The organism is Frigoribacterium sp. CFBP9030 (assembly GCF_034045195.1).
GTDB lineage: Bacteria > Actinomycetota > Actinomycetes > Actinomycetales > Microbacteriaceae > Frigoribacterium.
In genome coordinates, this window is the sequence record NZ_JAXCWG010000015.1 from 1 (window position 1) to 25974 (window position 25974).

23 protein-coding genes are annotated in these 25974 nt (G+C 71.4%); 9 read left to right on the forward strand and 14 right to left on the reverse strand.

Features of this window, described 5'->3' with window-relative positions:
* Together rpmA and rplU are read right to left on the reverse strand one after the other, a co-directional pair.
* Positions 1-166: 50S ribosomal protein L27 (gene rpmA / locus SOM13_RS13455; protein WP_320480035.1), on the reverse strand; the 166-nt coding region annotated here is incomplete at its 3' end.
* Positions 167-178: 12 nt separating this feature from the next.
* Positions 179-484 (reverse strand): 50S ribosomal protein L21, encoded by a 306-nt coding sequence (gene rplU, locus SOM13_RS13460; protein ID WP_320480005.1) that lies wholly within the window; start codon positions 482-484, stop codon positions 179-181.
* An 86-nt stretch (positions 485-570) separates the two neighbouring features.
* Here rplU and SOM13_RS13465 point away from each other — a divergent pair, with 86 nt between their 5' ends.
* A complete protein-coding gene (locus tag SOM13_RS13465; RefSeq protein ID WP_320480006.1) occupies positions 571-1212 on the forward strand; it encodes a hypothetical protein in 642 nt (213 codons plus the stop codon).
* 54 nt (positions 1213-1266) lie between these two features.
* Here the strand turns inward: SOM13_RS13465 and SOM13_RS13470 are convergent, their stop codons facing one another.
* The 5 genes from SOM13_RS13470 to SOM13_RS13490 all read right to left on the reverse strand — a co-directional run bounded on the left by SOM13_RS13470 (position 1267) and on the right by SOM13_RS13490 (position 8110).
* Positions 1267-1605 (reverse strand): histone-like nucleoid-structuring protein Lsr2, encoded by a 339-nt coding sequence (locus SOM13_RS13470; RefSeq protein ID WP_192058014.1) that lies wholly within the window; start codon positions 1603-1605, stop codon positions 1267-1269.
* Between the two features lie 197 nt (positions 1606-1802).
* Positions 1803-3041, reverse strand: a complete 1239-nt coding sequence (gene manD, locus SOM13_RS13475; protein ID WP_192058012.1) for a D-mannonate dehydratase ManD — start codon at positions 3039-3041, stop codon at positions 1803-1805.
* A 125-nt stretch (positions 3042-3166) separates the two neighbouring features.
* Positions 3167-3502 (reverse strand): TraR/DksA family transcriptional regulator, encoded by a 336-nt coding sequence (locus tag SOM13_RS13480; RefSeq protein WP_320480007.1) that lies wholly within the window; start codon positions 3500-3502, stop codon positions 3167-3169.
* Entirely contained in the window at positions 3499-4521 is a 1023-nt protein-coding gene (locus SOM13_RS13485) for a glutathione S-transferase family protein (RefSeq protein WP_320480008.1), read from the reverse strand. The genes SOM13_RS13480 and SOM13_RS13485 overlap by 4 nt, the downstream gene beginning before the upstream one ends.
* A 115-nt stretch (positions 4522-4636) precedes the next feature.
* A complete protein-coding gene (locus SOM13_RS13490; protein WP_320480009.1) occupies positions 4637-8110 on the reverse strand; it encodes a DNA polymerase III subunit alpha in 3474 nt (1157 codons plus the stop codon).
* Positions 8111-8221: 111 nt separating this feature from the next.
* On the opposite strand from SOM13_RS13490, the gene SOM13_RS13495 reads away from it, so the two are divergent.
* On the forward strand, positions 8222-9583 hold the full coding sequence (locus SOM13_RS13495; RefSeq protein ID WP_320480010.1) for an FUSC family protein: 1362 nt from the start codon (positions 8222-8224) through the stop codon (positions 9581-9583).
* Positions 9584-9786: 203 nt separating this feature from the next.
* Positions 9787-11151: a glucose-6-phosphate dehydrogenase gene (locus tag SOM13_RS13500; RefSeq protein ID WP_192058003.1), complete on the forward strand. Its 1365-nt coding sequence runs from the start codon at positions 9787-9789 to the stop codon at positions 11149-11151.
* Positions 11152-11245: 94 nt separating this feature from the next.
* Here SOM13_RS13500 and SOM13_RS13505 read toward each other — a convergent pair whose 3' ends face one another.
* The 5 genes from SOM13_RS13505 to SOM13_RS13525 all read right to left on the reverse strand — a co-directional run bounded on the left by SOM13_RS13505 (position 11246) and on the right by SOM13_RS13525 (position 16086).
* A complete protein-coding gene (locus SOM13_RS13505) occupies positions 11246-13033 on the reverse strand; it encodes a glycoside hydrolase family 15 protein (protein ID WP_320480011.1) in 1788 nt (595 codons plus the stop codon).
* Positions 13034-13054: 21 nt separating this feature from the next.
* The gene (gene pnuC, locus SOM13_RS13510) at positions 13055-13744 is read right to left on the reverse strand and encodes a nicotinamide riboside transporter PnuC (RefSeq protein WP_243215599.1); all 690 of its coding nucleotides are present in this window, start codon (positions 13742-13744) and stop codon (positions 13055-13057) included.
* Positions 13745-13868: 124 nt separating this feature from the next.
* The gene (locus tag SOM13_RS13515) at positions 13869-14195 is read right to left on the reverse strand and encodes a DUF6504 family protein (RefSeq protein ID WP_192057999.1); all 327 of its coding nucleotides are present in this window, start codon (positions 14193-14195) and stop codon (positions 13869-13871) included.
* A gap of 107 nt (positions 14196-14302) precedes the next feature.
* Positions 14303-15346 (reverse strand): App1 family protein, encoded by a 1044-nt coding sequence (locus tag SOM13_RS13520; protein WP_192057997.1) that lies wholly within the window; start codon positions 15344-15346, stop codon positions 14303-14305.
* Positions 15347-15363: 17 nt separating this feature from the next.
* The gene (locus tag SOM13_RS13525; protein ID WP_320477981.1) at positions 15364-16086 is read right to left on the reverse strand and encodes an SOS response-associated peptidase; all 723 of its coding nucleotides are present in this window, start codon (positions 16084-16086) and stop codon (positions 15364-15366) included.
* A 148-nt stretch (positions 16087-16234) separates the two neighbouring features.
* Here SOM13_RS13525 and SOM13_RS13530 point away from each other — a divergent pair, with 148 nt between their 5' ends.
* Positions 16235-16882 (forward strand): TetR/AcrR family transcriptional regulator, encoded by a 648-nt coding sequence (locus SOM13_RS13530; protein WP_192057993.1) that lies wholly within the window; start codon positions 16235-16237, stop codon positions 16880-16882.
* Between the two features lie 61 nt (positions 16883-16943).
* Here the strand turns inward: SOM13_RS13530 and SOM13_RS13535 are convergent, their stop codons facing one another.
* On the reverse strand, positions 16944-17603 hold the full coding sequence (locus tag SOM13_RS13535) for a DedA family protein (protein ID WP_320480012.1): 660 nt from the start codon (positions 17601-17603) through the stop codon (positions 16944-16946).
* Positions 17604-17689: 86 nt separating this feature from the next.
* On the opposite strand from SOM13_RS13535, the gene SOM13_RS13540 reads away from it, so the two are divergent.
* The 4 genes from SOM13_RS13540 to cydC are packed head-to-tail and all read left to right on the forward strand — an operon-like array spanning position 17690 to position 23529.
* Complete coding sequence (locus tag SOM13_RS13540) at positions 17690-19102, forward strand: cytochrome ubiquinol oxidase subunit I (RefSeq protein ID WP_320480013.1); 1413 nt, start codon at positions 17690-17692, stop codon at positions 19100-19102.
* Positions 19102-20103 carry a cytochrome d ubiquinol oxidase subunit II gene (gene cydB, locus SOM13_RS13545; protein ID WP_320480014.1) on the forward strand — a complete coding sequence of 334 codons (1002 nt, stop codon included), beginning with the start codon at positions 19102-19104 and terminating at the stop codon, positions 20101-20103. The genes SOM13_RS13540 and cydB overlap by 1 nt, the downstream gene beginning before the upstream one ends.
* Before the next feature lie 10 nt (positions 20104-20113).
* On the forward strand, positions 20114-21775 hold the full coding sequence (gene cydD / locus SOM13_RS13550) for a thiol reductant ABC exporter subunit CydD (RefSeq protein WP_320480015.1): 1662 nt from the start codon (positions 20114-20116) through the stop codon (positions 21773-21775).
* Entirely contained in the window at positions 21772-23529 is a 1758-nt protein-coding gene (cydC, locus tag SOM13_RS13555; protein WP_320480016.1) for a thiol reductant ABC exporter subunit CydC, read from the forward strand. Before cydD ends, cydC begins: the two co-directional genes overlap by 4 nt.
* Before the next feature lie 55 nt (positions 23530-23584).
* On the opposite strand, the gene SOM13_RS13560 is transcribed toward cydC, so the two are convergent.
* Complete coding sequence (locus tag SOM13_RS13560) at positions 23585-24517, reverse strand: aminotransferase class IV (protein ID WP_320480017.1); 933 nt, start codon at positions 24515-24517, stop codon at positions 23585-23587.
* Between the two features lie 12 nt (positions 24518-24529).
* On the opposite strand from SOM13_RS13560, the gene SOM13_RS13565 reads away from it, so the two are divergent.
* Positions 24530-25921, forward strand: coding sequence for an anthranilate synthase component I family protein (locus SOM13_RS13565; RefSeq protein WP_320480018.1), 1392 nt, complete (start codon positions 24530-24532; stop codon positions 25919-25921).
* Positions 25922-25974 lie beyond the last annotated feature (53 nt).

Consider the following 25974-nt stretch of genomic DNA (forward strand, 5'->3'; position numbering starts at 1 on the left):
CACCGCCGCGGCCGACGTTGGCGCCGGGGTGGAAGTGGGTGCCGCGCTGGCGGACGATGATCTCGCCGGCGAGGACGACCTGGCCGCCGAAGCGCTTCACGCCGAGGCGCTGAGCGTTCGAGTCGCGTCCGTTACGGGTGGACGATGCGCCCTTCTTGTGTGCCATCTGCGGGGCCCCTTACTTGATCGAGGTGATCTTGACGCGGGTGAGGTCGGCACGGAAGCCCATGCGACGCTTGTACCCGGTCTTGTTCTTGTAGTTCTGGATGACGATCTTCGGGCCGCGGAGGTCGTTCAGGACCTCGCCCTCGACAGTCACCTTGCCCAGGTCATCGCCCGAGAGGATCGTGTCGCCGTCGACGTGCAGGACGGGGACGAACGAGACGGTGTCTGCGGTGGAGGCCTTGAGGCGGTCGACGGTCAGAATCGTTCCGACCTCGACCTTCTCCTGACGGCCACCGGCGCGCACGATTGCGAAAGCCATGGGAACTCCAAAGTGAGGGGGTGTGACGCCCGGACTGCCGAGCGACGTCGTGGTGCCACGAGGGCAACTTGGATAGTCTTTCACAAATGTCACGACCGATCAAACTTCGCCGGCCGCCTCAGTTCACCGCCGAGATCGTCGACGACGCCCGAGAGCGCCTCGTCGACCTGCTGGAGGACCTGCGACGCATCACGACCGAGCACGCCGACGACATCGAGGTGTGGGGCTCCGCCGTCACCACGGCCGGCTGGGAGATCGCGAGCCTGGGCCAGTGGCTGGGGCTCGAGGGCGAGGCCGTGCTGCTGCTGGGCGGCGCCTCGTATCCCGAGATCGCCGAGCATCAGGGCACCAGCCCGTCCGCCGTGTACGCCCGGGTGGGGCGCTCGCTGACGCTGGCGCCCTACGCGCAGGCGTCCGGCTCCGACGGGGCGTCGAGTCGCGTGTCGGCCGAGGGCGTCGACCTCGCCAGGGCGGAGTACCTGCAGGAGGCGCACGAGACCGGTTCGGACTCGCCCGGTCCCGAGGGGGCCGGTGCGGGCGACTCGCTGGCCGACCGCATCCCCGAGATGCTGCGGGCGGGCGAGCTCCGCACGACGGAGATCGCGGCGGCGCTGCCCGACTACCGGCGGAGCAGCGTGCTCTCCACGCTCAGCGTGCTGACCAGGCAGGGTCGAGTCGAACGCGTGGGTCACGGCGTCTACGCTCTGCCCCGCCCGACCACCCCGTAGACGGGAGCGCCGGCGGCCGGTGGCCGCCCCCCGCCCGCCGGCGCCCCCGGTGGATCAGTGAGCGGCGTCGTAGGCCTCGCGGACCGAACCCGAGACGCGGCCGCGATCGGACACCTCGTGGCCGTTCGCGCGCGCCCACTCGCGGATCGCCTGCAGCTCCGCCGGGTTCGACTTGCCGGCGGGGCCCCGGCTCGGGGTCTGCTTCCGCCCCGTCCGGCGGCCGGCGGAGACGAACGGCGAGAGCGCGGAGGTGAGCTCGTCGACATGCGAGTCGTGCAGATCGATCTCGTACGTGGCGCCGTCGAGGGAGAAGGTCAGAGTGCGGCCCTCGCCATCGGCGATGGGCGAGCCGTCGAGATCGTCGACGAGTTGGATAAAGGTCTTCTGGGCCACGGGAATCCTTTGTTCGGCGATTAGACAAATCACAGAGGCGACTTATCGGATTCACTATGGCTTATTTCCGCGCTAATCGCACCTGGAGCTTTTCTCACGAATCCACTGAACAATGACGTATTCGACGAGCCGTTCGCTTTATCAGGGGCGATGGGATATCCGCATATGTCCTTCCGAGAGGGTGCGATCTCTCCGGTTCACCAGTCGTGCACCGTGCCATCGGCCAGCCGGTTGTACGGCAGATAGGCCTTCTCGTACGGATACCGGCCGGCCTCGTCGACGTCGAGCTCGACTCCGATGCCGGGTCGATCACCCGGGTGCAGCATGCCGTCGACGAAGGTGAATCCCTGGTCGAAGACCAGATCGGTGCGTGCACCGTGCTTCATGTACTCCTGGATCCCGAAATTGTGGATCGAGAGACCGAGGTGCATCGCGGCGGCCATCCCGACGGGCGAGATGTCCGTCGGGCCGTGCATGCCCGACTTGATCTGGTATTGCGCCGCATATTCGAGAACCCGTTTGAGATGCGTGATGCCGCCGGTGTGGGTCACGGCGCTCCGCACGTAGTCGATCAGCTGCTCGCGGACGATCTGCTGGTAGTCCCACACGGTGTTGAAGATCTCGCCGATCGCCAGAGGCGTCGTCGTGTGCTGGCGGACGAGGCGGAGGGCCTCGGGGTTCTCGGCCGGGGTGACGTCCTCGAGCCAGAAGAGGTCGTACGGCTCGAGGCTCTTTCCGAGGGAGGCCGCCTGGATCGGCGTCATGCGGTGGTGCCCATCGTGCAGGAGGGGGATCTCGGGGCCGAACTCGTTGCGGACCGCCTCGAAGACGGTGGGGACGTGACGCAGATACGAGCGGGTGTCCCAGTCCTCCTCGTTCGGCAGCGCACCCCGTTGAGCGGGCTCGTGGTCGTAGCGGACGCCGGTGTTGGCGTCGAAGGTCGCGTTGGACGCGATGCCGTAGATCGACTTCAGCCCGGGCACTCCGGTCTGCACCCGGATCGCCTTGTACCCCTGCTCCTGGTGATCCCGGATGCTGTCGAAGAGCTCCTCGAGGTCCTTGCCGGAGGCGTGCCCGTAGGTCAGCAGCCCTGTCCGGGAGGCGCCGCCGAGCAGCTGGTAGAGCGGCATGCCGGCGGTCTTCGCCTTAATGTCCCAGAGGGCGACGTCGACGGCGGCGATCGCCGCCATCGTCACCGGCCCCCGGCGCCAGTACGCGCTGCGGTACAGGAACTGCCAGGTGTCCTCGATGCGGGCGGGGTCCCGTCCGACGAGGAGGGGGACGACGTGCTCGGTGAGATACGCGACGACGGCGAGCTCCCGGCCGTTCAGCGTGGCGTCGCCGAGTCCGGTGATCCCCTCGTCGGTCGTCAGCTTCAGTGTCACGAAGTTGCGATCGGGGCTCGTGACGATCACATCGGCGCTGTCGATTCTCATTCCGTCTCCTTCGACCGAATCCGTGCTCGGGCGAGGGCCCGGGCACGGACCAGCTTAGGGAGACGACTCCGGGAGGGGCGGGCGGCAGCCGACCCGCGCCTCCTCGGCTCGGCAGGAGGCGCGGGTCAGCGCGCGCAGTCGATGCAGAGTCGAGCGGTCGGCCGGGCGTCGAGCCGGGCCTCCCCGATGCGCGCCGAGCAGCGCTCGCAGCGGCCGAAGGTCCCCGCGGCGAGGCGCTCGAGAGCGGAGCGCGCGTCGTCCGCCCGGTCGAGCGCCGACCGGCGGATGGCGTCGAGCTGCGACCTCTCGTAGGCGATCGTCGAGCCCTCTGGGTCGTGCTCGTCGTCAACGTTCGCGGACTCGCGGGCCTCGGCCACCGCCTCCATGTCGCTGCGGAGGCGCTCGGCGAGCGAGAGGGCATCGTCGCGGATGCCCTCGAGGCGGGCGACGGGCCCGATCACGAGACGACGAGCGGGGGCACCTCTTCGCCGGCACGGGGCGCCGCCGGGGGAGTGCCGTCGCCGAAGGGCCGTCCGCCGAGCTCCTCGCGACCGTGCGCGGTCAGCCAGCCCGACGGGTCGGGCCCGGCGGGGACGATGCCGGTCGGATTGATGTCGCTGTGCACGATGTAGTAGTGCTTCTTGATCTGGTCGAAGTCGATCGTGTCGCCGAACCCGGGGGTCTGGAACAGATCGCGGGCGTAGGCCCAGAGCACGGGCATCTCGGTGAGCTTGTTCCGATTGCACTTGAAGTGGCCGTGGTAGACCGCGTCGAAGCGGGCCAGGGTCGTGAAGAGGCGGATGTCGGCCTCGGTGATCGTGTCGCCGACCAGGAACCGCTGATCGGTCAGTCGCTCGGACAGCCAGTCGAGTCGCTCGAAGAGGGTGCGGTAGGCGCGCTCGTAGCTCTTCTGCGACCCGGCGAAACCGGCACGGTAGACGCCGTTGTTCACGTCGCGGAAGACCACGGCGTTCACCTCGTCGATCTCGGCGCGCAGGTGCTCGGGGTAGAGGTCGGGTGCGCCGTCGCGGTGGAGGTCCGTCCACTCGGTGGCGAAGTCGAGGGTGATCTGCGGGAAGTCGTTCGTGACGACCTTGCCGCTCGGCACGTCGACGATCGCCGGCACCGTGATGCCGCGCGGGTAGTCGGGCGTGCGGGCGAAGAAGGCCTCTTGGAGGCGCTCGATGCCGAGGACGGGGTCGCGCCCGTCGGGGTCCAGATCGAAGGTCCAGCTGCGGGCGTCGTGCGTCGGGCCGGGCAGTCCCAGCGAGATCGCGTCTTCGAGGCCGAGCAGTCGGCGTGAGATGACGCTGCGGTTCGCCCAGGGGCAGGCCCGCGCCGCGACGAGGCGGTAACGGCCCGACTCGACGGGCCAGCCGTCGGCGGCGTCGCGCGTGATGCGGTCCTCGATGTAGTTGGTGTCGCGGGTGTACTCCTGGCCGGGCTCGACGTAGGTGCCCTTCGCGTGCTGCTCGCTCATGCCGCCACCCTACGCACGCCCGGTCGGCAACTCCTGTCCGGTGTCACGCCGGGCCGCGACACGCCGACGTCCGGTGCGGCCGGGCGGCAGGGAGGAGGAGTTGCCGACGCGCGGGTCAGGCGCCGACGTCGACGGCGTCGAGACCGGCGGCCGAGGAGGCGCGGGTCGCGCTCCACTCCCGCCACATCGTCTTGAGATCCCAGGCGTCGTCGGCCTCGAGCGAGATCCCCCGCTCGCCGGTGCGACGGGTGCGGCCCTGGATCAGCATGAGCTGCGTGCCGAACAGGAGGGAGCCGGCGCGCTGCTGCGCCTCGTCGAAGAACGTCGAGTCGGAGACGCCGCTGCCGTCGTCGAGGCTGATGAACACGACGCGCCGACCGCTGCGCATCGGCGGGGTCTGGGTGGCGATGCGGATGCCGGCCACGAGGACGGTCGTGCCGTTCCAGTGGTCGCGCAGGTCGGCGGCCCGGACGACGCCGAGGTCGTCGAGCATCGGACGGTAGCTCTCGATGACGTGCTCGCTGACCTCCATCGACAGGATGTCGAGCTCGTCGCTCACCCGGTCGCGGACTCCGACGTCGGGGGTGCCGGTGGGCACGGTGTCGGAGTCGTCGACGACGAAGTCGAGCTGGTTCTCGACGTCGGCCGCCCGGGGCCGTGACGACCTGCCGGTCAGCGCGCGCACCCTGGCCAGGACATCGCCCCTCGTCCGCCCGGGGCCGGCGAGCGAGTCGAGCGCCCCGACCTGGGCGAGTCGCTCGAACAACGACCGCGACGGTGTCGCCCGCTGCCAGAAGTCGGTGATCGAGTCGTAGGGGCGACCCACGACGACCCGGGCGAGCTCGGCGTCGCTGATGCCGTGCACGTCGACGAGCGACAGCCGGATGCCGAGGTCGCCGGTGCGGGTCGGCGCGATCGGGGTGGCGGGTGCGCGCAGCCGTTCGACGCGGTAGACGTCTGTCGAGGCGTTGACGTCGAGCGGCAGCACCGGGATGCCCATCCGCCGCGCCTCGGTCAGGAGCAGCCGCTTCGGGTACATGCCGGGATCGTGGGTCAGGATGCCGGCGAGGAACTCGGCCGGGTAGTGCGTCTTCAGCCATGCGCTCTGGTACGTGGGCAGGGCGAAGGCGGCACCGTGCGCCTTGCAGAAGCCGAACGATCCGAAGCCCTTCAGCACGGCCCAGATGCGGTCGACGTCGGCGTCGTCGTAGCGGCGCAGCCCGGTCTCGGGGTCGACGTTGGCCCGGGTGCGGGCGCGGAACGTCGCCTCGAGGGCGTCGTCGTCGCCCTTGCCCATGTGACGTCGGATCTCGTCGGCCTCGGCGAGGCTCACCTGCATCGTCGCCTCGAGGATCCGCAGGACGTGCTCGTGGTAGATCACGACTCCGTAGCTGTCGTCGAGGAACCCCGCGAAGCTCGGGTGGATGTAGTCGGGATGCTGGAACCCGTGCTTCGTGTCGAGGAACGGCACGATCATGTTGCCCTTCATCGGCCCGGGGCGGAACAGGGAGATGTCGGCGATGAGGTCGGAGTAGCGGTCGGGCTGCATCTTGCCGATCAGCTCGCGCTGCCCCGGGCTCTCGATCTGGAACATGCCGAGCGTGTGCGTCGTCCTGATCGCCGCGAACGTCGGCTCGTCGTCGTGCGGGATCTCGTCGAGCTCGATCCGCCCCTCCCTGTTCACGTACCGTGCGTCCACCGGCAGCGCACCGGCCACCGCGGCCCTCGAGCCGTTCACGCGCTCGATCTCGTCGAGCGCGTACGCCAGCGTGCTCTGCATGCGCACCCCCAGCACGTCGAGCTTCAGCAGACCGGCGTCGTTCATGTCGTGCTTGTCGAACTGGCTCATCGGCAGACCGATGCCGCTCGGCTGGACCGGCGTCATGCTGAGCAGACCGGAGTCGCCGAGGATCACCCCGCACGGATGCATCGAGATGTGCCGCGGCAGCCGGTCGAGTCGCTCGCTGAGATCGACCAGCAGGTCGATCTGCCCGTCGCTGCGGGCCAGCTCGGCGATCTCGCGCAGCTCGGGCTTCTCGGCCAGGGCCGTCCGCAGGTCGCGGGCGTTCGAGCGCCAGACGTTCTTGGCGACGAGGTCGATCTGCTCGTCGTCGAGACCTAGCGCCAGACCGGCGTCGCGGACGGCGCCTCGCCCCCGGTAGGTCGACTGCATCGACATGAGGGTCACCCGGTTGCTGCCGTACCGGTCGAAGATCGCCCGGTAGACCTCGTGCCGCCTCGCCGACTCGACGTCGATGTCGATGTCGGGGAGCGTCTCCCGCTTGTTGCCGAGGAACCTCTCGAACAGCAGATCGTGCTCGATCGGATCGACGTTCGAGATCCGCAGCAGATAGGTGACGAGGCTGCCCGCCCCTGACCCGCGTGCGGCGTTCCGCACCCTCATGTCGCGCATCAGCTTCGACACGTCGGCCACGGTCAGGAAGTACCCGGCGAAGCCGAACCCCGTGATGATGCCGAGCTCGTAGCGCATGCGCTCGTCGACCTTCTCGCGCAGAGCGCGACCGGCGTCGCCGAACCGCTCGGTGATCCCCGCCTCCGCCCGGCGGAACAGCACCTGGTCGGGATCGCCGTCGACTCCGATCGCACTCGGCTCGGGGACCTTCGGCCGACCCCAGCCCAGATCGGCGGCGGGGTCGAGTCGGCACCGGTCGGCCAGCCGCTCGGTCGCGGACAGCATCTCGTCGGCGGAGCTGCGAGGCAGCGAGGAGGCGTCGGTCACCATCCGCGCGACGGCGCGCATCGCATCGGCCGACTTCAGGAACGCCTGCGCGTTCGGCTGCGGGCGGAAGCTGCCCAGGGCGGCGAGATGCCCCGCCGAGTCGAGGACGTCGGCGGTGACCGCCTCGTCGGGGTCGAGGTAGCGGACGGCGTTGGTCAGCACGGCCGGCACCCCGACGTGGTCGGCCAGCTCGAGCATGCGGGCCGCGTGCCGGATGCTGCGGCTCTCGCCCGGCTCGGTCAGATGGCAGACGACCTCGACCACCACGCCGCCCGGCAGCTCGGCCGCCCAGTCGGCCAGCGACGCCGCCGCCTCGGTGTGCCGACCCGCCTGCACCAGTCGACCCACGTCGGAGTCCGGGCCGAGCAGCACGGTCGCGGCGGGCCCCGACTCGCCCTGGACGAACGCCCGCACCCGTGACCGGCCGATGGTCGCCACGCTGTTCGCGCTGCCGCTCGCCTTCCGCGTCGCCCGGCCGTGCGCGGCGCTGATCAACCGGCAGAGCGCCGCCCACCCCGCACCCGGAGCGCCGCCGTCGATCGACCCGTGCGCCAGCACGACGATCCGATCGACCGGAGCACCCGCGCCCGCAGCACCAGCGCCTCCGCCGGCACCAGCGCCGGCACCGGCCCGATCGTCGCGGCACCCCAGCTCCACCCCCACGATCGGGTCGACGCCCGCGGCGCGACACGCGCCGATGTGCCGGATCGCCCCGTAGAGCCCGTCGCGGTCGGTGATCGCCGCGGCGTCGGCCCGTCGCCCGGCCACGGTCTCGACGAGGGTCTTCGGGTGGGCGGTGCCGTAGTGCGCGCTGAAAGACGACGCGACGCGGAGATGGGTGAAACGCATGACTGTGCCTCGTGCTCAGACCCCCCGGCCGGGTCGGTTCGAACAGATGTTCGATCAGTGTACGTGGTCGACGACCCGGCGGCGACGCCCGCCGGCTGGCATCATCGAGCCATGACCGACCGCCGCTCGACCCTCGACCGGGACGCCCGCGCCGTCGGGCACTGGACCCGCGTGCTGCTCGCCCAGCCGCGCCTCCTGCTGGCTGTGAAGACGGCGTTCGCCGCGGGGCTCGCCTACTGGATCGCCCCGCAGATCCCCGGCACGGCGGCCGACTACCCCTACTACGCGCCGCTCGGCGCGGTCATCGCCATGTATCCGACGCTGCGGGCCTCCTTGCGACAGGGCATCCAGGTGCTGCTGGGCGTCGTCGTCGGCATCGCCCTCGCCACGGCGGTCTTCGCCCTGCAGGACGGGCCGCCCGGAGTCCTCGCGGTCGGCGTGCTGGTCGGCATCGGCGTCGTGCTCGCCGGCATCCGCTGGCTCGGGGCCGGTCGCGACTGGGTGCTCACCGCGGGCCTGTTCGTGCTGCTGCTCGGAGGATCCGACACCGAGTCGTACGGCATCGGCTACATCGTCCAGCTCGGCGTCGGCGTCGTCGTGGGCGTCGTCGTCAACTTCGTGATCGTGCCGCCTCTGAACACCTCGCGCGCCGAGACGCGGCTCCGGCGGGTCCGGCAGGCGCTCGCCGAGCGGGCCGACGAGATCGCCGGCGTCTTCGAGACGCCCTGGCCCCTCGAGGACGACGACTGGGAGGAGCGCGTCGGCGAGCTGCCCGCGACCCTCCACAGCGTGCGCTCGTCGGTGCAGTACGCCGACGAGTCGCGGCGGATGAATCCCCGGTGGCTGCTGCGTCGACGCGATCTCGGCCACGAGTACGCCGAACTGGCCGCGTTCGAGCGGGTCTCGTTCCATCTGCAGGACATCGCCGAGGTCTCCGGGGTCCTCGGCAGGCGCATCGGCCGCCAGATCGGCATGCCCGACTCGCTCGCCCCGGCCGTGGCGCACACCCTGCACGGGGTCGCCGAGGTGATCAGGCGCCATGACTCCGACGCCGACGTGTTCGTCGAGGCGCGCCGTCGCATCGCCGACCTCTGGGAGGCGATCGACGCCCACCGCGACCGCCCCACCACCGACACCAGCGGCGGGGTGTCGATCGCCGTCTCGCTCGGTCGCATCGTCGCCGCGCTCGACCCCGACGACGGCACCGCGCCCCGGCCCTCCGAGACGGACGCGGGGACGGCGGAGGCCGGGACCGACACCGAGGAGGCGCGCCCCGGATCCGACGGAGCCGACGGAGACGAGACGGCCGGCGCCGACGACACCGCCACCGCCGACGACTCCGCGGATGCCGACGACTCCGCGGATGCCGACGACTCCGCGGACGCCGACGGCACCACGGGCGACGACGGCACGGCCAGGGCCACGGAGGACGACGAGGCGCCCCGCGACACCGTCCGACGCGACGCCGACTGACGGGGTGCGACGCCCGCCGCCCAAGAGCAGTACGGTTGACCGGGCACCGACGCCGAGACGCGACCCGTGCCCTGACCGGCCGGGGCGGTCGACGGGAATGCCCGTCCGCCCTGTGCGTTGACACTCGTGGCCTGAGCACCCCACCCGCCGCCAGATCGACAAGCGACGATCCGTTCGCCGCCCTCATCCATGAAAGCCGCACAGTGACAGACACCACCACCCTCATCATCCTCGGAGCCAGCGGAGACCTCACCGAGCGTCTGCTGCTCCCCGGCCTCGCCAGCCTGCTGAAGAGCGACCGCGGAGTCGACGTGCAGCTGATCGGCACCGGCCGCAGCGAGCGCAGCGCCGACGAGTGGGACGACGTCGTCAAGACGGCGTTCAACGGCGACGCCGGCAGCGACCTCGCCAAGAAGACCCTCGCGTCGAGCCGCTACATCCAGGGCGACCCCACCACGGTCGAGCACCTGAAGGCGCTGTTCGAGGCCAGCGAGGGCACGCCCGTCATGTACTTCGCCCTCCCGCCGGCGATCAGCACGAAGGTCATCCAGTCGCTGGCCGAGATCGACCTCCCCGAGGGTCTCCGCCTCGCCCTCGAGAAGCCCTTCGGCTCCGACGAGCAGAGCGCTCGCGAGCTGAACGCCGAGCTGCTGAAGATCGTCCCCGAAGAGCGCATCCACCGCACCGACCACTTCCTCGGTCGTGCGACCGTGCTCAACATGATCGGCCTCCGCTTCGCGAACCGCCTGTTCGAGCCGGTCTGGAACAGCGAGAACATCGAGAAGGTCGAGATCTTCTACGACGAGGTGCTCGGTCTCGAAGGCCGCGCCCAGTACTACGACAAGGCCGGCGCCCTGATCGACATGATCCAGAGCCACCTCCTCCAGGTGCTCGCGGTCATCGCGATGGACGCCCCGTCGTCGATCGACTCGGTCGAGCTGCGCAGCGAGATCGCGCGCGTGCTGCGTGCCACCTGGGTCAAGGGCGGCGACCCCGTCGCGTCGAGCCGTCGCGCCCAGTACTCCGCCGGCACCATCGACGGCAAGGACGTCCCCGCCTACGCCGACGAGGACGGCGTCGACGACGAGCGTCAGACCGAGACCCTGGCCGAGGTCGAGTTCGAGGTCAAGACGCGCCGCTGGGCCGGCGTGCCGTTCATCCTCCGTTCGGGCAAGGGCATGACGAAGATCCGCAAAGAGGTCCTCATCACCTTCAAGCCCGTGCCGGCGCTGCCCGAGGGGCTCAACGGCTCGTCGACGCCCGACACGCTGCGCATCGAGATCAGCCCCGAGACGATGGAGCTCGGCGTCACGACCAACGGCTCCGGCAACCCTTTCGACCTCGAGAAGTCGACCATGTCGGTGACCCTCGGCAAGCCCGAGCTCACCCCCTACGGCGAGGTGCTCAGCGGCATCTTCCACGACGACCCGACGCTCTCGATCCGAGGCGACGTGGCCGAGCGCTGCTGGGCCATCGTCGCTCCCGTGATCGACGCGTGGCAGGCCGGCCAGGTGCCGCTCGACACGTACGCGGCCGGCTCGACCGGTCCGGCGGACTGGCCCGCCTGATCCACCGGCCCACCTGAACCACGGCAGCACCCCGACGGCCGCCCCGCTCGCATCGAGCAGGGCGGCCGTCGTCCGTTCCGCCGACCCGGGGAGCCTAGGAGGCGCGGGTCGCCTGCGCGCGCCCGATCGCGTCCGCCGCACGGACCAGCGCCAGGTGCGACAGCGCCTGAGGCGTGTTGCCGACGTGTCGCCCCGTCGCGACCTCGATCTCCTCCGAGAGCATGCCGACGTCGTTGCAGTAGCCGACCAGGCGATCCATCAGGGTGACGGCGTCGTCCACCCGCCCCGAGGCCGCGTACTGCTCGGCGAGCCAGAACGAGCAGGTCAGGAAGGGGTTCTCGTCGCCCGCCAGCCCATCGACGCCGCTCTCGGTGCGGTAGCGCAGCAGCAGTCCGTCGTGCAGCAGGTCGTGCTCGATCGCGGCGACGGTGCCGAGCATGCGGGGGTCGTCGGCGGCGACGAAGCCGACCTGGGCGAGCTGCAGCAGCGAGGCGTCCACCTCGGTGGTGTCGTAGTGCTGCGTGTAGGAGTTCCGTTCGGCGTTCCAGCCGTCGCGTTCGACCTCGGCCCGCACCTCGTCTCGGAGCTCGCGCCAGCGGTCGACCGGGCCGTCGAGGCCGAACTGCTCGACGCCCGCGATGGCGCGATCGAGCGCGGCCCAGATCATGACCCGCGAGTGGGTGAAGTGCTGCAGCTCGCCGCGGATCTCCCAGATGCCGCTGTCGGGCCGGGTGCGATTGTCGTCGACGTACTGCATCAGGGCCCGCTGCAACGGCCACGAGTACTCGGTCTCGTCGACGCCGAGCTGGCGGGCCTCGTGCAGGGCGATCATGACCTCGCCGAAGATGTCGCCCTGGTACTGCTTGTAGGCGGCGTTCCCGACCCGCACCGGAGCGGCGCCCCCGTAGCCGGGCAGGTGGTCGATCTCGCTCTCGTGCAGGTGGCGCTCGCCGGCGAGGCCGTACATGATCTGCACGTCGGCCGGGTCTCCGGCGATCGCCCTCAGCAGCCAGCCGCGCCAGCGATCGGCCTCCTCGACGTAGCCGTGCAGGATCAGCGCCTGCAGCGTCATCGACGCGTCGCGGAGCCAGACGTAGCGGTAGTCCCAGTTGCGCGAGCCCCCGAACTGCTCGGGCAGGCTGGTCGTCGCGGCGGCGACGATGCCCCCGGTGTCTTCGTGCGTCAGCGCTCGGAGGATCAGCAGCGAACGGCGGACCTCGCGTTCGTAGGGCGGGGGAGTCGTGCACCGTGCGGCCCAGGCCTGCCACCAGCCGACCGTGTCGTCGATGGCCGCGTCGATGTCCACCGCCGCGGGTGGCTGCCGGTGCGAGGGGTACCAGGTGAGGGAGAGGTCGACGACCTCGCCGGCCGCGACGTCGAACTCGGTCGCATGGGTGTGGTCGGTGGCGGTCAGGCGCGGCCCTCGGACGACGACGGCGTCGGGGCCGGCCGTCGCGACGAGTGCGGTGTCGTCGCCGTCGGTCACCTGCCGCACCCAGGGCATGGCGCTGCCGTAGCCGAAGCGGATGGCCAGATCGACGTGCAGGGTCACGGTGCCCGAGACCCCCGTCACCCGGCGCACGACATCGGCGCGGCGGTCGCCGTAGGGCATCAGATCGGTGACCTCGACGACGCCCGTGGCGGTCTGCCACCGCGTCACGAGCACGAACGTGTCGTCGATGTAGCGACGGGTCGCGGTGGCGTCGGCGTCGGTCGGGGCGATCAGCCACCGCCCGGCGTCGTGGTCGCCGAGCAGGGCGCCGAAGGTCGAGGCGGAGTCGAAGCGGGGCAGGCACAGCCAGTCGATGCTGCCGTCGGTGCCGACGAGGCATCCGGTGTGCAGATCACCGATCAGGGCGTAGTTCTCGATGGGCAGGGGCATGCGGCCATCCAAGCAGTCCGGTCAGCGACCCCGCTGGAGGGTGGGGTCGGGCCAGCGTGTCTCGATCTGAGGCTTCTGCCGGCGGGTGCGCGCCCAGACGACGAAGCCCATCAGGGTGAACGCGCCGTAGAAGACGTACATGAACGCCGAGGCGTAGTAGCCGGCGCTGAACAGCAGCGGTGTGCCCACGAGGTCGACGGCGACCCAGATCAGCCAGAACTCGACCCAGCCCTTGGCCATGCCGTACGTCGCCAGTAGCGAGCCCATGAAGATCCAGGCGTCGGCCCAGACGGGCTCGTACGAGCCCAGGGCGCCGAAGATCGGGGTGAGCACGGCCGTGCCGCCGAAGAGCGCCACGACGAGCAGGACGCGGTTGCGCCAGCCGGCCCACCGCGGCTCGACCGCAGCGCCGGCCCCGGTCTCGCTCTGCCGCCAGCGGCGCCACCCGTAGATCGAGACCACGATGAACATCACCTGACGCCCGGCCTGGCCGAGCAGATTGACCGGGTTCGGCGTGTCGAAGACCGCGCCGAGGAACACCGTGAAGAGCAGGGCGTTGCCGACGATGCCGATCGGCCAGGCCCAGACCTTCCGGCGCATGCCGCCGAGGGCGCTGAGCAGACCGAAGACGTTGCCGACGATCTCTCGCCAGAGGATGGTCTGATCGCCCAGCACGAGCTGAGCGTCGAAGAGCCACCGGATCACCTGCACGTCGTCCTCCTGGTCGTGGCGACGACGGTCTCCGTGATCTGCCACGGCGCTCGAGTCGCCGAGGTCGGAACGAGCGGGGTGCGTCGTTCATTCCCGAGTGTCGGCATTCCCGAGTGCCGGCCGATCAGGCGAACAGCTGCTGCTCGACGCGGTCGTCGAAGACGCCGAGCAGCAGCCATGAGCCCAGCGCGGGGTCGAGGGCGAGGTCGAAGGTGCCGTCGATCCGATGGGCGCCGTCGGTCAGCGGCAGGGCGTCGACCCGCCAGACCGGCAGCTCGAGCAGATCGACCGCCCCGCCCCGAGGCGCCCGGGCAGCCGACCGCCACCACTCTCGGCGGGTGATCCACCGCTCGGGCGGGCTGACCACGCCGTACACGACGCCCCGCCACACGAATCGCAGCGGCGCCCCGTCGTCGGTCGTCTCGACCGGTACCTTCTCGTCGACCTTCATGTCGTCTCGCCCCGCTCGTCGTCGTTCGAATGTGTGTTCGAACGAAGTGTACGGTCGGCCGCTGACATCCGACCCGCGAGAGGGAGGATCGAGAGGCTGCTACGCCCTCACTCGACGACGCCGGCGTCGGCGAGCTGATCCCAGAGGCCCGCGCCGTCGGGGGCGGACACCCAGGGGGTGTCGCTGCCCTGGGCGTGCTCGGAGCGCGTCGACCGGCCACCCGCGAGGACGGCCTCGCTGGGCGACAGCTGGCGGATCGCCACGGCGGCGACCGAGTCGGGGTGCTCGTGCAGGAACCGCCCGTAGAGCTCTTCGTCGTGCTGGCCGTCGTCGCCCACCAGCAGCCAGCGCATGTGCGGGAACTCCTTCGCCAGCCGGTCGAGCGACGCGTGCTTGTGCTCGCGTCCGCTGCGGAAGAAGCGGTCGTGCGTCGGGCCCCAGTCGGTCAGCAGCAGCGGACCGCTCGGGTAGAGGTTGCGCGAGAGGAACCGCGAGAGGGTGGGGGCGACGTTCCAGGCGCCGGTCGAGAGGTAGATCACCGGGCAGCCGCCGGCCGTGCGCTGCAGTCGCTCGTAGAGCACCGACATGCCGGGCACGGGGCGTCTGGCGTGCTCGTTCAGGACGAAGGTGTTCCAGGCGGCCAGGAAGGGCCGGGGCAGCGATGTCACCATGACCGTGTCGTCGATGTCCGACACGACGCCGAACCGCACGTCGGGGTCGATCACGTAGACCGGGGCGTCGACGGGCAGCGAGCCCTCGCAGCTGACGGTGGCGACGTGCCAGCCCGGTTCGAGGTCGACCTCGACCCGCACGTCGAGCACGCCGCCGCGGTCGGTCGTCAGGTGGTGCGTGCGCCCGCCGAGCACGACGTCGACCCTGGCCTTCTCGACAGGCACGCTGGTGAAGCTGCGCCAACCGCGCACGTTCGCCCGGTCGATCCCCTCGAGGGTTCCCTTGCGGGTCAGCAGCACCCGCGACAGCACGCGGGCCCAGCCGGACGAGCCGTAGCCCGTGTAAGGGACGACTGTCGGGAGGAGGCCCCGCTTGCGGGCGCGCTTCTCGCGGAACCGGTGGACCGAGTTCTCGATGCGGGCGGCGCGGTGCAGCAGCGGCTCGACTCCGGCCGGTGCCGGTCTACGGGTGTCGGGCATGCGCCCATCCTGTCACGTCAGACCGGTTCGACGAGGGCGGGGGAGTCGGACGACACCGAGCCGACCTCGGACGAGACCTCGTGGAACGACATGCGGTCCGCGATCTCGGGTGCGAGCCCCGCGACCCCCTGCACGAGATCGTCGTCGCCCTCGGTCTCGGGATCGAGCCAGTCGTCCATCACGTCGGCCCCCACGAAGACCGGCATCCGGTCGTGCAGGGTCTCGAGCGGCCCCGAGGAGGCGCGGGTCAGGATCGTCGTCGACAGCAGCCACCGGGACGGTGCGTCCGGTGCCGCCCGCGGGTCGCGCCACCACTCGTACAGCGCGGCGAAGAGCATGACCTCGTCGTCGGGGAGGCGCACCAGATGGGGGTGCTTGACGCCCGCGGGGTCGGTCGTCCATTCGTAGTAGCCGGTGGCCGGCACCAGCCCGCGACGGGCCGCCACCGCGTCGCGGAACATCGGCTTCTCGGCCGCCGTCTCCGATCGGGCGTTGAACACCGGGGCGCCCTCGGGTCCGTTCGACCCGCCGGGGACGAGTCCCCATCGGGCCGCCGCGAGCCGACGCACCGGCGGGCCGCCGGCGTCGGCGCCGCGGGGGGCGGCGTCGACCAGCAGATTCACCGGGCGGGTCGGAGCGATATTCCAGGAAGGATCTGGGAGAGTGTCTCCTGATACATCAACGTCGAACAGGGCCACCAGGTCGCTCGAGGCGCGAGCCATCACGAATCGTCCGCACATGCGTCCATTCTCCCGGCTCGCACCGACATCGGCCGCCACCGACGGGCGGAACGGTGCACGAGGTCGGTGCGCACCGCGCCCGCGGCGCCCTCGATCGACGTCCAGCACCATGTCGCGACGACGTCGCGAATCGCCAGAAGGAGAACCGTTGCTCGCCACCGAGGTCACAGAAGCACTGCCCGGGGGATCATCACTGCTCAGGAACGAGCCGGTCCAGGCCCGGAGCTCCGCGCGCCTCACGGGGCTGCTCGACGCCGCGGCGTCGATCATCGACGAGATCGGTTACGAGCGCCTGACCACCGCCATGGTCGCCGAGCGCGCGGGCGCCTCGATCGGCACCGTCTACCGGTACTTCCCCGACCGCATCGCCGTGGTCGACGCCCTCGCACTCCGCTGCATCCAGCGCCTCACGGCGACGGTCGCCGAGCGGGTGGCCGACCCCGACATAGTCGACTGGCGTCGTGCCATCGAGGCGCTCATCGACGCCAAGGCCGAGATGTACCGCGACGAGCCCGGGTTCCGCGCCATCAGGTTCGGCGACGCTCCCGACCTCGGCGCGCCGCACGAGGCGCCCGCGGGCAGCCCTCTCGCCGATCGCATCACGAGTCTGCTGGTCGACCGCTTCGGGGTCGTCCGCGACGCCGAGACCGAGCTGGCGGTCGAGGTCGTCGTCGAGATCGGCAACTCCCTCCTCGCCCGGGCGTTCGTGTCAGGCGGCGACGGCGACCCGCGCTTCATCGACGAGTGCCGACGCGTCGTCGTGGCCTACCTCGAGCCGGTCCTCGCCGTCCGCTGATCCGAGCGGTCACCCTGATCGGTCGCTCCGGACGCTGACTCCGGGCGCTCGCCACGAGCGGTCATTCCGAGGGGGCGTCGTCGGGAGCGGACATGTGCCGCTCCTCCCGAGCGTGCACGATCCTCTTGACGACGACCACGGCCACGCCGAAGACGACGATCACCGCGACGAAGAGGTAGCCGGCCCAGTGCAGCCGGTCGGCGATCTCCCGGTAGCCGCCCGCGGCGGCGGCACCGACCGAGACGTACGCCGTCGACCACAGGATGCAGGCCGGGGCCGTCCAGGCCAGGAACGTGCGGTAGCGCATCGGGCTCATGCCGACCGTCAGCGGGATGAGCGAATGCAGCACCGGTAAGAAGCGCGAGACGAACACGGCGACCCCGCCGCGACGCGCCAGGTAGTTCTCGGCCCGGACCCAGTTGCGCTCGCCGAGGCGCCGCCCGACCGCACTGCGGCGGATCGCGGGGCCGAAGCGCCGACCCAGGGCGAACCCCACGCTCTCGCCGATCAGAGCCCCGGTCACGAGCGCCAGCACCAGCGCGACGAACTCGAACGGCGTCGCGACCGCCGTGGCCGACACGATCGCCACGGTGTCGCCCGGCACGACGAGTCCGAGCAGCACCGAGGTCTCGAGCACCATGGCGAGACCGGCGAGGAGGGTCCGCAGCACCGGATCGACCGATTGGACGAGGTCGAGGATGCTGCCGAGGAGGTCGTTCACGAGCTCGATCCTATTCACAGCCGTTCGGCAGCGACCAGAACCACTAAACGACATGTGTTGTGTAACTGGGGACGCATACTGTCTCTGTGAACGACCTCCTCGACCCGCTCCTCCTCTCGCGGTGGCAGTTCGGTCTGACGACGATCTACCACTTCCTCTTCGTGCCCCTGACGATCGGCATGGCCTTCACGGTCGCGGTCTTCCAGACGGCATGGGTGCGCACCGGCAAGCTGCACTATCTGCAGCTCACCCGGTTCTTCGGCAAGATCTTCCTGATCAACTTCGCCATGGGCGTCGTGACCGGAATCGTGCAGGAGTTCCAGTTCGGCATGAACTGGTCCGACTACTCGAGGTTCGTCGGCGACGTCTTCGGGGCGCCGCTCGCCCTCGAGGGTCTGCTCGCGTTCTTCCTCGAGGCGACCTTCATCGGCATCTGGATCTTCGGCTGGGACAAGGTCCCGAAGAAGCTCCACCTGGCGAGCATCTGGGGTGCCACCGTCGGCAGCATCCTGTCGGCCTACTTCATCATCGCCGCGAACGCGTTCATGCAGAACCCCGTCGGTTACGCGATCAACGAGGAGAAGGGCCGGGCCGAGCTCACCAGCCTCTGGGAGGTCCTCACCAACAAGGTCGCCCTCGCCGCGTTCCCCCACACGATCTTCGCCTGCTTCATGGTGTCGGCCGCGGTCATCGTCGCGGTGGCCGCCTGGCACCTCTCGCGCAACCAGAACCTCGAGACCATGCGGCCCGCGCTGCGCTTCGGTCTCTGGACGATGGTCGCCGCCGGCGCCCTCACCGTCCTCACCGGTGACCAGCTCGGCCTCGCCATGGTCGAGACCCAGCCGATGAAGATGGCGGCCGCCGAGGCGCTCTACAAGACCTCGACCGGTGCCGACGCCTCGTTCTCGATCTTCACCCTCGGCACGCCCGACGGGGTGCACGAGCTGTTCAGCATCCGGGTCCCGTACCTCCTGAGCTTCCTGTCGACGCACACGTTCGACGGCACGGTCGAGGGCATCAACGACCTGCAGGCGCAGTACGTGCAGCTCTACGGCCCCGGCGACTACACGCCGATCATCTGGGTGACCTACTGGTCGTTCCGCTGGATGATGGGCCTCGGCATGGTCGCCATCCTCATCTCCCTCGTCGGCCTCTGGGTGACCCGCAAGGGCCGCCTCCCGGTCAACCGCTGGGTGTGGCGCGCGGCCGTCTGGTCGTACCCCCTCCCGTTGATTGCGATGATCGTCGGCTGGGTCTTCACCGAGATGGGACGACAGCCCTGGCTGGTCTTCGGGCTGCTGAAGACCGAGGACGGCGTCTCGCCCAACGTGACCGGTCTGACCGTGCTCATCTCGCTGATCGCGTTCACGCTCATCTACGGCAGCCTCGCGGTCGTCGAGTTCCGACTGATCGTCAAGGCCGCCCAGAAGGGGCCGGGCGAGGCGCCCGTGCCCGACCCCGAATCCGGCGAGATCCGCCACGAAGCGACGGTGTACTGATGGACCTCCCCACCCTCTGGTTCCTGCTGCTCGCGTTCTTCTTCGTCGGCTACTTCGTGCTCGACGGCTTCGACTTCGGCGTGGGCATGTCGTTGCCGTTCCTCGGCCGGGATGACACCGACCGTCGGGTGCTGATCAACACGATCGGCCCCGTCTGGGATCTGAACGAGACCTGGGTCATCGTGGCCGGCGCGTTCATGTTCGCGGCGTTCCCCGAGTGGTACGCCACCCTGTTCAGCGGCTTCTACCTGCTGCTGCTGCTGATCCTGCTGGCGCTCATCGCCCGCGGCGTCTCGTTCGAGTACCGCCACCAGCGCCCCGAGGCCGCGTGGAAGCGCCGCTTCGACCTGATGATCACCGTCGGCTCGGCCGTGCCCGCCTTCGTCTGGGGACTCGTCTTCGCCAACGTCGTCCGCGGGGTGCCGCTCGACGAGGGGTTCAACTACACGGGCGGCCTGCTCGATCTGCTCAACCCCTACGCCCTGCTCGGCGGGCTCACGACCCTCCTCCTGTTCTTCACCCACGGCGTGGTCTTCGTCTCGCTGAAGACCGAGGGCGAGATCCGCGAGCGGGCACGGCGACTCGCGGTGCGGGCCGGGCTGGTCACGATCGTCGTCGCCGCGTCGTTCCTGGTGATCACGACGCTGATGCACGGCACGATCGCGTCGGCCGTGCTCTCCGCGGCGGCCGCGGTGACCCTCATCGCCTCGTTCGCCGCCAACCTCCGGGGGCGCGAGGGGCGGGCGTTCGCCCTGATGGCCGTGACCATCGCGTTCGCCGTGGCGAGCCTGTTCGCCGCCCTGTTCCCCGCCGTCATGCCGGCCAGCAACGACCCCGCGAACAGCCTCACCATCGCGAACGCGGCGAGCTCCGACTACACCCTCACCGTGATGAGCTGGGTCGCCCTCGTCTTCGTGCCGCTCATCCTCGGCTACCAGGGGTTCACGTACTGGATCTTCCGCAAGAGGATCAGCCGCGCGACGATCCCGGCCGCCTCGTGAGCCGACGACCGTGAAGCCGCTCGACCCGCGCCTCCTCGGCTACGCCGCCGCCGCCCGCACGTTCCTCGTGATCGGGGCGGTGCTCGGGGTCGTGCAGACGGCGTGCGTCATCGCGGTCGCCTGGTCCGCCTCCCGCTCGGTGGTCGCCGTCGTCGACGGCCGCGGCGCACCCGCCCTCACCGAGGCGCTCGTCGGGCTGGCGATCGCCGTGATCGCCCGCTCGCTCGTCTCGTGGGCGCTCGAGGCCGTCGCCGCGCGGACGGCCGCCGTGGTCAAGAGCCAACTGCGCCGCCGCGTCGTCCGAGCCGTCACCGACCGGGGCCACGAGTGGCTCGCACGCCGGAACTCGGCCCGGCTCGCCACCCTGATCGGCCCGGGCCTCGACGCCCTCGACGACTACTTCGCCAAGTACCTGCCGCAGCTGATCCTCACGGCGCTCAGCACCCCGCTCATCGTCGCCGTGATGGGTGCGAACGACTGGCTCTCCGCGCTCATCGTCGTCCTGACCCTGCCGCTGATCCCCGTGTTCATGGTGCTCATCGGCTGGACCACCCGCACCGCCCAGGCCCGGCAGTGGGATCGCCTCGCCGGTCTCGCCTCGTCGTTCCTGGACGCGGTGAACGGCCTGTCGACCCTCAAGGTCTTCGGACGCGAGCGACGCCAGGTCGCCCGCATCGGCCGCCTGACCGACGACTACCGGACGCAGACCATGTCGGTGCTCCGCGTGTCGTTCCTCAGCGGTTTCGCCCTCGAGCTCGCCGCCTCGCTCTCCGTCGCCCTCGTGGCCGTGTCGATCGGAATCCGGCTCGTCGACGGGTCGCTCGGGCTGCCCGTCGCGCTGTTCGTGCTGCTGCTCGCCCCCGAGGCCTACCTGCCGCTGCGGCAGGTGGGGGCGAACTTCCACGCCGCCTCCGACGGCGTCGCCGCCGCGACGGAGGTCGTCGAGCTGCTCGACGACGCCGACCGGGAGACGACCACCGCCAGTGGCGCCGCCGACCCCGCCCGCGCCTCCGCCCCCCTCGCCGCCGTCGGTCCGACCGACGCCCTCGTCGTCTCCGAGGTCTCCGTGCACCGAGGAGGCGCGCCCTCGTCCCCGACGACGTCGTTCGTCGCCCCCGTGGGCAGCCTCATCGCGATCGTCGGACCGAGCGGCGCCGGGAAGACCTCGCTGCTCGCCGCCCTCCGGGGTGCGGTGCCGTCGGAGGGCGAGGCGCGCTGGCAGGACGCCGACCGCGCCCCCGCCCCGCACGAGATCGCCTGGTCGGGGCAGACCCCCGGGCTCGTCTCGGGCACCGTCGCCGACAACATCGCGCTCGGCGACGAGATCGACCCCGAGGCCGTGCTCGCGGCGCTCGCCGCCGCCGGCGGGCAGGGCATGGACCCCGCGGTCGAGCTGGGTGCGGGCGGCGCGGGACTCTCCGGCGGGCAGGCGCAGCGGGTGGCGCTGGCCCGGGCCGTCTACCGGCTGCGGCGTCGCGGCGGCCGGCTGCTGCTCGTCGACGAGCCGTCGTCGGCGCTCGACCCCGTCACCGAGACCACGATGATCGACGGGCTGGTCGACATCGCGCGCTCGGGCGTCGCCGTGATGGTCGTGACCCATCGGGCAGCCGTCCGCGATGCGGCCGACACCGTCGTGACCCTGTCCGCCCTCGACCGGAGCGCCCTCTCATGACGACCTCCCTGCTCCGCACCGCCCAGCCGACGGCGCGACGCTCGCTGTCCGGCATCGTCTTCGGCGTGCTGAGCGCCCTGAGCGCCATCGCGCTGCTCGCCGCGTCGGCGCACCTCATCACGCACGCCGCGGAGCAGCCGCCGATCCTCTTCCTCACGCTGTCGATGGTGGGGGTGCGCGCGTTCGCCCTCGCGCGGGCGTTCTTCCGCTACCTCGAGCGGTTGGCGAGTCACGACGCCGCCTTCCGTCAGCTCGCGGTCGTGCGGACCGAGCTCTACCGCCGACTCGTGCGAATCGCCCCGGCGGGGCTCGGCGGCACCGACCGGGGCGATCTGCTCTCGCGGATGGTCAGCGACGTCGACGCGCTGCAGGACCTCCCTCTCCGCGTCGTCCAGCCGCTGATCGTGTCCGGTGTCGCGTCGGCCGTGTCCGTCGCCGGTGTGGCCTTCTTCTCGCCACGGGCGGCGCTCGTGCTCGCCGCGGGGCTCGCCGTCGCCTTCGTCGTCGGCTGCGCCGCGGCGGACGCCCTGGCGCGTCGCAGCGAACGCGCGCTCGCCGACCGTCGGGGCGCACTCTCGGGCGCCGTGCTCGACACCGTGCAGAACCTCGACGTGCTGACGGCCTTCGACGCCCTCGACGGTCAGCTCGACCGGGTCGCCCGGCTCGACGACGACCTGCGGCGGGCCGCCCGCCGTCGGGCCACCTCGACCGGGGTGGTCGCTGCGCTGATGTCGCTGCTGTCGGGCGCCACCGTCTTCGCGACCATCGTCGTGGCGGCGCCGACGGTGGCGGGCGGCGACCTGTCGGGGCCCTCCTTCGCCCTGGTCGCGCTGGTGCCGTTGGCCGTGTTCGAGGTCGTCGGCTCGGTGCCGACGGCCGTGCTCGCCTGGCGTCGGGTGCGGGCCAGCGGGGAGCGCCTCGAGTCGGCGGTCCCGGCCGTCGCCCCCGCGGGCGTCGTCGTCGACGAGGTGCCGAGGGGCGACGAGCCCGCGGCGGACGGTGTCGGCGCGGTGGACGCGGTCGGCGGGGCCGACGTGGTCGATGCGGCCTCGGCCCGGCTGCCGCTGCCGCCCGCGGGCGGCACCGCCCTCCGCCTCGCGGCCCTGTCGGCGGCCTGGCCCGGGTCGACCTCGCCGGCGCTCGACACCGTCGACCTCGACCTCCGGGTCGGCGAGCGCGTCGTCGTCGAGGGACCGAGCGGGGCGGGCAAGAGCACTCTGGCCGCCGTGCTGGCGAGGTTCCTCGACCACCGGGGTCGCTACGAGGTCGGCGGCGTCGACGCGTCGACGGTCCCGGCCGACCGGGTGCGGGCCACCGTCGGCCTGATCGAGCAGGCGCCCTACCTCTTCGACGAGTCCGTCCGTCAGAATCTGCTCTTCGCCAGGGACTCCGCCACAGACGACGACCTCTGGGCCGTGCTCGACCGGGTCGACCTCGCCGACTGGGTGCGTGCCCGCGGCGGCCTCGACGCCCGACTCGGTGAACGCGGCGCCCTGGTGTCCGGCGGCCAGGCGCAGCGGATCTCACTGGCCAGGGCCCTGCTGCACGGGTTCCCGGTGCTCGTGCTCGACGAGCCGACGGCCGGGCTCGACGCCGACCTGGCCGAGCGTCTCGTCGCCGACGTGCTCACGACGGCACGGCAGGAGGGCACGACCGTGCTGCTCATCTCGCACGTGCCGATCGACGACGCACTCGTGACCCGTCGGGTCCGGGTCGAGGCGGGGCGGATCGTCGACGCGACCCGCGCCTCCTAGGCTCCATGCCCCCGGGGCTGAGGGCCTGCGCGGCCCGGCGCCTGCAGGGACGCCGTCAGACCGACGGCAGCGGACGGCGCAGGGCGTCGAGCCGTGACCGCCAGAGCGCCAGCCGACCGGGCTGCTCGGCGGGCGACGGGCCGTCGACCCAGCCGGTCGCGATGCGGATCCCGTGCAGAGCGCTCGTGGTCCAGACCTCGAAGCCGCTCAGCTCGTCGGGTCGGGCGTGCTCGTGCAGCACGTCGACGCCCATCACCGCAGCGAGGGTGGCCAGAGTCCGCACGGTGACGCCCGGCAGACGCGGCAGATCGTCGGACGGCAGGCAGAGGGCGTCGCCGCGCCACCAGACGATCGAGCTCCACGCCCCGTCGACGACATGACCGTCTCCGCTCAGGACGACCGCCTCGTCGGCTCCCCGCGAGCGGGCCTCGTCGCGCACCCGGCCGAGCGCCATGAGATCGGGCCCCTTGACGAGCGGGCTGACCCGCGGGTCGTGGGTGGCCGTCGCCAGCACCACGGTCGCGCTCGCCGGGGGAGCGGGCCGCAGCCGCAGTCGCAGAGCGACCGAGGAGGCGCGGGTCGAGTCGGCCCCGCCCGTCGTGTCGGCCCCGTCCGTCGCGTCGGCCCCGCCCGTCGTGTCGGCCCCGCCGGTCGCGTCGTCCCCGGCGGCCACCAGCTCGACCCGGGGGAACCACCGGCCCGTGCGCGGCAGCCGGGCGACCACGGCCGTCCAGAACGCGTCGACGTCGTCCGGGGTCGGCCGACCGGTCATCCCGGCCGTCGCGGCGTCCACCGACCCGGCGAACCGGTCGCGGTGCACGTCGAGGGCTCGGACACGACCCTCGTCGACCAGCCAGGAGTCGGCGACCAGCAGCGTCGGCTCGGCCGCACCGGTGTCGGCCGCACCGACGCCGTCGGCACCTCGCCGGGCGTCGGGCAGGGGCTCGAGGAGTCCGCCGCGCCAGAGGAGGGTCGTCGCGGTGCTCATACACTCAAGGCTATGCGTCCTCCGGTGGTCCGTGCGCCGCTCGAGTGGCGCGACCCAGAACTCGTGGTGTCGTCTCTCGCGGCCGAGGGAGACGTGGTCTGGATCGACGCCGGGCTCGACGCCGCGACCGGTCGGTCGGTGGTGGCGTGGGGCGAGGCCGTGACCGCCTCCGCGTCCGGCGGTCGACTCGACGCGGTCTGGTCGGCGCTGCACGACGACCTCTCCGCACCGCGCGCCGACGCGGATCCGCTCGGCTGGGCCGGCTGGCTCGGCTACGGGGTCGGCCTCTGGCTGCTCGACCGCGACGGCGGACTCGGTCGCGGGGCGCACCCCGTGATCGACGCGGGCGAACGCGCCGACGGCACCGCGCCTCCTGATCTCGCCCTGCTCCGGACCGACCGGGCGCTCGTCTTCGATCACGCGCTCCGCACGGTCGAGGCGGTCAGCACCGCCTCGGCCGACTGGCTCGAGGGCGTCGTCGCCCGGTGGGACCACCTGGAGGCCGAGGAGGCGCGGCTCGAGACCGCCCCGCACCGCGCCTCCTCGACGCACCCCCGCTGGGATCATGACGCCGAGTCGTACCTCGCGCTCGTGGCCCGCTGCCAGGAGGCGATCGTCGCCGGCGAGGCGTACGTGCTCTGCCCCACGACCCGGGTCGCGGTCGACGGAGCCGTCGACGATCTGGCGGTCTACCGGCGCCTCCGACGCACGTCGGCCGCCCCGCGCGCGTCGTTCGTGCGGATCGGCGGGACCTCGGTGCTGGGCGCGTCGCCCGAGGCCTTCGTCGAGGTCTCGGCCGACGGCACGGTCTCGTCGTCGCCGATCAAGGGCACCCGCCCGCGGGGGCGCGACGCGCTCGCCGACGCGGAGCTGTCCGACGAGCTCGCGACGAGCGAGAAGGAGCTCGCCGAGAACCTGATGATCGTCGACCTCGTGCGGAACGACCTGACCCGCGTCTGCGCCCCCGGCAGCGTCGAGGTCGTCGAGCTCTTCGCCGTGCACTCGTACCCCGCGGTGCACCAGCTCGTCAGCACCGTGCGCGGGCGCCTGCGACCCGGGCTCACGGGGCTCGACGCCGTCGCCTCGATGTTCCCCGCGGGGTCGATGACCGGCGCGCCGAAGCGCCGCGCCGTCGAACTGCTGACGGCGTGGGAGGCGCGCCCCCGGGGGATCTACTCGGGCGCGATCGGCACGTTCGGACTCGACGGCACCGTCTCGCTGGCCATGGTGATCCGCTCGATCGTCGTCGACCGGGCCGGAGCGGGCGGCGCCGGCACGGCGACCGTCGGCGTCGGCGGGGGAGTGACGTCGGCGTCGGTGCCCCGCGCCGAGTGGGACGAGGTGGGGGTGAAGGCGGCCGCCCTGCTGGCGGTGCTGGCGGACGGGCCGACCCGCGCCTCCTGAGCTCCCCCTCCGACGGCGGCCGAAGGGTGCCGCCACCGGCGGCGGATCCGGGT